The 5,997-nt window shown below is 78.0% G+C and carries 6 protein-coding genes; 4 read left to right on the top strand and 2 right to left on the bottom strand.

The window, feature by feature from the left end; all coding sequences use genetic code 11:
* Positions 1 to 115: 115 nt before the first annotated feature.
* The gene (locus ACI78U_RS24685) at positions 116 to 1,123 is read right to left on the bottom strand and encodes a sulfite exporter TauE/SafE family protein (protein WP_456878091.1); all 1,008 of its coding nucleotides are present in this window, start codon (positions 1,121 to 1,123) and stop codon (positions 116 to 118) included.
* A 275-nt stretch (positions 1,124 to 1,398) separates the two neighbouring features.
* Entirely contained in the window at positions 1,399 to 1,956 is a 558-nt protein-coding gene (locus ACI78U_RS24680) for a sigma-70 family RNA polymerase sigma factor (protein ID WP_456878090.1), read from the bottom strand.
* Between the two features lie 67 nt (positions 1,957 to 2,023).
* On the opposite strand from ACI78U_RS24680, the gene ACI78U_RS24675 reads away from it, so the two are divergent.
* Genes ACI78U_RS24675 through ACI78U_RS24660 form a run of 4 tightly spaced genes read left to right on the top strand, consistent with a single transcriptional unit; the run spans position 2,024 to position 5,900 of the window.
* Positions 2,024 to 2,668 carry a zf-HC2 domain-containing protein gene (locus tag ACI78U_RS24675; RefSeq protein WP_456878089.1) on the top strand — a complete coding sequence of 215 codons (645 nt, stop codon included), beginning with the start codon at positions 2,024 to 2,026 and terminating at the stop codon, positions 2,666 to 2,668.
* Positions 2,665 to 4,482, top strand: a complete 1,818-nt coding sequence (locus ACI78U_RS24670) for a copper resistance CopC/CopD family protein (RefSeq protein ID WP_456878088.1) — start codon at positions 2,665 to 2,667, stop codon at positions 4,480 to 4,482. The genes ACI78U_RS24675 and ACI78U_RS24670 overlap by 4 nt, the downstream gene beginning before the upstream one ends.
* 33 nt (positions 4,483 to 4,515) lie before the next feature.
* Positions 4,516 to 5,238, top strand: a complete 723-nt coding sequence (locus ACI78U_RS24665) for a YcnI family copper-binding membrane protein (RefSeq protein WP_456878087.1) — start codon at positions 4,516 to 4,518, stop codon at positions 5,236 to 5,238.
* The gene (locus ACI78U_RS24660; protein ID WP_456878086.1) at positions 5,235 to 5,900 is read left to right on the top strand and encodes an SCO family protein; all 666 of its coding nucleotides are present in this window, start codon (positions 5,235 to 5,237) and stop codon (positions 5,898 to 5,900) included. Before ACI78U_RS24665 ends, ACI78U_RS24660 begins: the two co-directional genes overlap by 4 nt.
* Positions 5,901 to 5,997: the final 97 nt, after the last annotated feature.

The following is a 5,997-nucleotide window of genomic DNA, read 5'->3' as shown; positions in this document are numbered from 1 at the left end:
GGTGGGGGGCCGGGGGTATGAACTGGGGCGGTGCGCGGGCGGCCCCCCCCCCCGGGGGGGCCGGGGGGGCCGCCCCCCCGACGATCAGGGACCCTGATCCCAGCGGCAGCCGGGCTCAGTCGCGGGGGTCGGCCGGCCGGCCCGCCCGCAGGCTGCGCTCCAGGTCCGCCACGTCCGCCGCATCGGGGGCGTGCAGGTGGCGGTCCTCCTCGGCCAGGCGCGCGGCCTCGGCGGCCAGGGCGTCGGCCGACTCCTGCGCCCGGTCCTTGCGGTACTGGCGGTAGGAGTGGGCGACCGCGGCGGCCCAGACCGCGTAGATCACCGCGTAGACGGCGTACCGGACCGGGTCGGACGCGTCGATCCAGTCGCTGCGCAGCAGCGTCCGGGTGTTGGTCAGCACGATGATGCCGCCGACCAGCGAGCCGAGCAGCCGCGGCGGCACGTGCCGGACCAGCCAGGCGGCGATCGGCGCGGCGACCAGGCCACCGGCCAGCAGGCCCAGCGCCCAGAGCCAGTTGACGCCCTGGGAGCCGAGGGCGAGCAGGAAGCCCAGGCTGGCCGCCAGCGCGACGAGGAACTCCGAGGTGTCGATCGAGCCGATGACCTTGCGCGGCTCCAGGCGCCCGCTGGCCAGCAGTGCCGGGGTGCCGACCGGGCCCCAGCCGCCGCCACCGGTGGCGTCGACGAAGCCGGCGACGAGGCCCAGCGGGCCGAGGAAGCGCTTGCGCACCGGCTTGCCGAGGTTGCGCCGGTCGATGCCGCGGAGGGTGAACCGGACCAGCAGGTAGACGCCCAGGGACAGCAGGATGAGCGACATCACCGGGGCGGCGACCTCGGTGGAGAGGTTCGACAGCACGGTGGCGCCGGCGAAGGCGCCGACCGCACCGGGGATGCCGACCTTCGCGACGACCTTCCAGTCGACGTTGCCGAACCGCCAGTGCGCGGCGCCGGACATCAGGGTCGTGCCGATCTCGGCGAAGTGGACGGTCGCCGACGCGGCGGCGGGGTTGGTGCCGAAGGCCAGCAGCAGCGTCGTCGAGGTGACGCCGTAGGCCATGCCGAGGCTGCCGTCGACGAGCTGGGCGCCGAGGCCGGCCAGGGCGAGCAGGATCACGGTCTTCACGGGGCTGACTCCAGGAGGGGGTGCGCCGGGCGCGCGGCAGCACAGGACGCGGCGCAGCACGGCGGCGGGGCGAGCGGAGGAGGCGCCGGGGACGGCGCGGGGGATCAGCGGCCCGGACAGGCGGCGGTGCAGATGCGCAGCAGGTCGACGTGGATGCGCCCCACGAGGAGCACCACGGTCGCCGCCATGGGGCGTATGTCTACCAGATCGATGGGGATAGGCCGAATGCGGGGCGGAGTTGCCTGGTCACGCGCGCGCCCGTCCCCGGGCGGGGGTCAGCGACGCGCCGCGTCGGGCTCCGCCGGCGCGGACCCGTCGAGCGCCTCGACCAGGTCGGCCCGCGCCCGGGCGACCCGGGACCGGATCGTGCCGACCGGGCAGCCGGTCACCTCGGCGGCGTCGGCGTAGGAGAGCCCGAGCAGCTGGGTGAGCGCGAAGGCCTCCCGGCGGTCGGGGTCGAGCCGGCCCAGCAGGTCGGTGACCGCGGCGCCCTCGCCCACGCGGTCGGCGGCGTCGGCGGGGGAGAGGGCCTCGAGGTCGGCGTCGTCGCGCACCAGGGTCAGCCGCCGGCGACGGCGCGAGCGGACGGCGTCGGCGCAGACCCGCCGCGCGATCGCCAGCAGCCAGGTGCGCAGCGAGGCCCGGCCCTCGAAGCGGTGCAGCCCGGCGAAGGCCCGGGCGTAGGTCTCCTGCGTGAGGTCGTCGGCGGAGTCGCGGTCGCCGAGGGCCGCGCACAGCCGCCACACGTCGGACTGGGTGGCGCGGACCAGGGTCGCGGCGGCGAGGGGGTCGCCGTCCGCCGCGGCCGCGGCGACCCGCTCCAGCTCGTCCACGTCGTTCCTCCGTTGTGATCCCGTCGAGCCGGGAACCGGACGGGCCCTCCGCGACGACTACCTGTCCATGCAGTGTGCACCGTTCCGCGAGGCGGTCTCGGCGCGGCTCGACGGCGAGCCGCTCGGCATGCCCGCCGCCGACCTCGACCGTCACCTGGCCGGATGCCCCGGCTGCGCCGGCTGGGCCGACGCCGCGGGCGCGGTCACCCGGCGGGCGCGGCTGGCCGCGGCGCCCGACGTGCCCGATCTCACGGCGGCCGTGCTCGGTGCGCTGCCGCGGGAGCTGCCCGGCGCCGCGGCCGCCGCCCGCTCCCGGCTGGTGCGGTCGGCGCTGCGGCTGGCGCTGCTGGCGGTGGGCGTCGCGCAGGCGGGTCTCGCCTGGCCGGCGCTGACCGGCGGTCGCGCCGCGATGAGCGCGCCGGTGCACGTCGCGCACGAGACCGGCGCCTGGAACCTCGCCGTCGCCGCGGCCTTCCTCGCCGTCGCCGCCGCGCCCCGGCTGGCCGCCGGGGCGCTGCCCTCCCTGGGCACCTTCGGCGTGCTGCTGGCGGCGGTCACCGTGCGCGACCTGCGGGCCGGTCACGTGCACGCCGACCGGGCCGCCGCCCACCTGCTGCTGCTGGCCGGCGTCGTGCTCGTCACCGTCGTCGCGTGGCGCCGGCGCACCCGGCGCGCGGCCGCCGTCGTCGCCCGCGAGCGGGTGACCGCGTGAGCGCCCGTACCGCACGGCCGGCGCGCCCGGTCCTGCTGCTGCTCGTCCTGCTGGCCGGCTGGCTGGGGCTCGGGGTGGCCACCGCCGGGCCGGCGGCCGCGCACGCCGAGCTGGTGTCCACCGACCCGGGGGAGGGCGCCCGCCTCGACGAGGTCCCCGGCCAGGTGACGCTGCGCTTCAGCGAGGGGGTGTCGCTGGGCGCCGGCTACGCCCGGGTGCTCGGCGAGGGCGGCGAGCGGGTCGACACCGGCGCGGCGTCGGTCGACGGCGACACCGTCACCGTCCCGCTGCGCGACGACCTGCCCGAGGCCAGCTACGTCGTCACCTACCGGATCGTCTCGGCCGACTCGCACCCGATCAGCGGGGCCTACGCCTTCGTCGTCGGCGACGGCGAGCTCGCCGACGCCGGCACGGTGGCCGAGCGCGCCGACGTCGACCCGGTCGTGGCCGCCGCGCTGCCCGCCTCCCGCGCGCTCGGCTTCGCCGGGCTGGCCGTGGGCCTCGGCGTCCCCGCCTTCCTCGTGCTGTGCTGGCCCGCGGGCTGGGCGTCGCGCACGATGCGCCGGCTGACCACCGCCGGGCTGGGCACCGTGGCCGGGGCCGCGGTGCTCACCTTCCTGCTGCAGGGCCCCTACGCGGCCGGCACCGGCCTCGGCTCCCTGCTCGACCCGGCCCTGCTGGCCACCACGGGCGGGTCGTCCTTCGGGCTGACCGTCCTCGGCCGCGGCGCCCTCGCCCTGCTGCTCGCCGTGCTGCTGGTGCCGCTGTGGCGCCGGGCGGGCGCGCCGACGGTGCAGGAGACGGTGGGGCTGGCCGTCGTCGCGGGCGGTGTCGTCCTCACCACCGCGGCGGTCGGCCACCCGGTCGCCGGGCCCCTGCCGGTGTTCGCCACGGCGGTCACCGCCGTGCACGTCGCGGCGATGGCGGTCTGGCTGGGCGGGCTGACCGCCCTGCTGGCCGGCCTGGCCCGGCCGGGCGCCGAGGCCGGCGAGCTGGCCGGCGCCCTGCCGCGCTGGTCGCGGGTCGTGTCGGCCTCGGTGGTCGCGCTCGTGGTCTCCGGCGTCGTCCAGTCGGTGCGCGAGGTCGGCTCGCCGGCCGCCCTGGTGTCGACCACCTACGGCTGGGTGCTGCTGGGCAAGCTCGCGCTGGTGCTGCTGCTCCTCGCCGCCGCCGGGGTGTCGCGCGTGTGGGTGCAGCAGCACCTCGGGGTCAGCCGCCGGCGGCCGGGCCCGCGCCGGCGCGTCCCGGCCCGCGCCCTCGCCGCGACCGGTGGCCGGGCCCCCGACGGCGCCGAGGGCACCGACGAGCCCACCGTCGCCGCGGCCCGGGCCCGCGCGGCCGAGCAGGCCCGCGGCGCCGTGGAGGACGTCGGCCCGCTGCGCCGCTCGGTGCTGGTCGAGGCCGCCGTCGCCGCCGCGGTACTGCTCCTGTCGGCGGTGCTGGTCGGCACCCCGCCGGCCCGCGCCGCGGTCGCCCAGCCGGTCGACGTCACCGTGCCGCTGGAGTCGGCGGCGGGGGAGTCCGGCAGCGTCCAGCTCTCGGTCGACCCGGCCCGCCCGGGCGCCAACACCCTGCACGTCTACCTCTTCGACGACGCCGGGCAGCTCGACCAGCCCGCCGACCTGCGGGTCACGCTGACCGAGCCGGAGCAGCAGATCGGCCCGCTCGACGTCGACCTCGAGCCGGCCGGCCCCGGCCACTGGGTGGCCGACGGCATGTCGATCCCCGGCGCCGGCACCTGGACCGTGGCCGTCAGCGTCCGGCTCGACGAGTTCACCGCCGCCACCGCCAGCACGACCTTCCCGGTGCGCTGACCCGCTCCCCGCGGGCCGACAGTGAGGAGAACCGTGTCCCCGACCCCCCTGCGACCGCCGGCCCGTGCCGTCGTCGTCCTGACCGCCCTGCTCGCCGCCCTGGTCGCGTCCGTCGTGGTCGCCACCGGCGCGTCGGCGCACGTGACGGTCTCCTCGGACGACGCCGTCGCCGGCGGCTACGGGAAGCTGACCTTCCGGGTCCCGAACGAGAGCGACACCGCGAGCACCGTGGCGCTGCGCATCTCGATCCCGGAGGAGCAGGCGATGGCCTCGCTGCGGGTGCAGCCGCTCCCGGGCTGGACGGTCACCACGACGTCGTCGCAGCTCGCCGAGCCGGTGGAGGTCCACGGCCAGCCGATCAGCGACTACGTGTCGGTCGTCGAGTTCCGGGCCGACCCCGGCGGCGGCATCGCCCCGGGGGAGTTCCAGGAGTTCGCCCTGTCCGGCGGGCCGTTCCCCGACGCCGGGACGCTGTCGTTCCCGGCCGTGCAGACCTACAGCGACGGCACCGAGTCGGCGTGGATCGAGCCGACCGTCGGCGGGCAGGAGCCGGAGTACCCGGCGCCGGTGCTCACGCTGGCCGGTGACACCGCCGCCGCCGGCGCCACGACGGCGGCGGAGGACCACGCGCACGACGGCGAGGTCAGCGACCAGCCGGCCGGCCTGGCCCTGTTCCTCGCCATCCTCGCCCTGGCCGTCGGTGTCGCGGGCGTCGTCCTCGGCTACCGCGCAGGTCGACGTACCGTGTCGTCGTGACCGCTCCCGTCCGCGGCCGGACCGCCGCGCTGCTGCTCGCCGCCGCCCTGGGCCTGACCGCCTGCGGCTCCGACGACGGGGAGCAGGCGGCGGCCGCGGAGGGGCACGACCACTCGGACGGGCCGGCGGCCACCCTCGAGGGGCCCGGCGACGAGTACGCCGGCATCGACCTGCGTGATCCGTTCCAGCGGCCGTCGTTCACCCTCACCGACAGCAGCGGCGCGGAGTACGACTTCGCCCGGGCGACGGCGGGCAAGCCGACGCTGCTCTTCTTCGGCTACACCACCTGCCCCGACATCTGCCCGACGACGATGGCCGACGTCGCCCTCGCGCTGCGCGACGTCGACCCCGCGCTGGCCGGGGAGGTGCAGGTGGTCTTCGTCACCACCGACCCCGCCGCCGACACCCCGCAGGTCCTCGGCGAGTACCTCGACCGGTTCGACGCCGACCTGCCCACGCAGTTCGTCGGGCTGACCGGCGCGCAGGAGGTCATCGACCAGGCGCAGCTGTCGGCCGGCGTGCCGCTGGCCGAGGACCAGGGCCGGCTGCACAGCTCGCTGCTGCTGCTCTACGGCGCCGACGACCAGGCGCACGTGGCCTTCGACGCCGGCAACACCGCCCGCGACATCGCCGGCGACCTCGAGAAGACCACCGGGGCGTGAGGGCCGCCCGCCCCCGGCGGGGGGGGGGCCGGCCGGGGGGGGGCGTGCTCGGGGGGGGGGGCGGCCGCGGCGGCGCCGGCCCGGCCGGCGCGCCCCC

It is taken from the genome of Geodermatophilus sp. SYSU D00710 (genome assembly GCF_054050195.1).
This window is presented reverse-complemented; position numbering and strand designations above follow the sequence as displayed.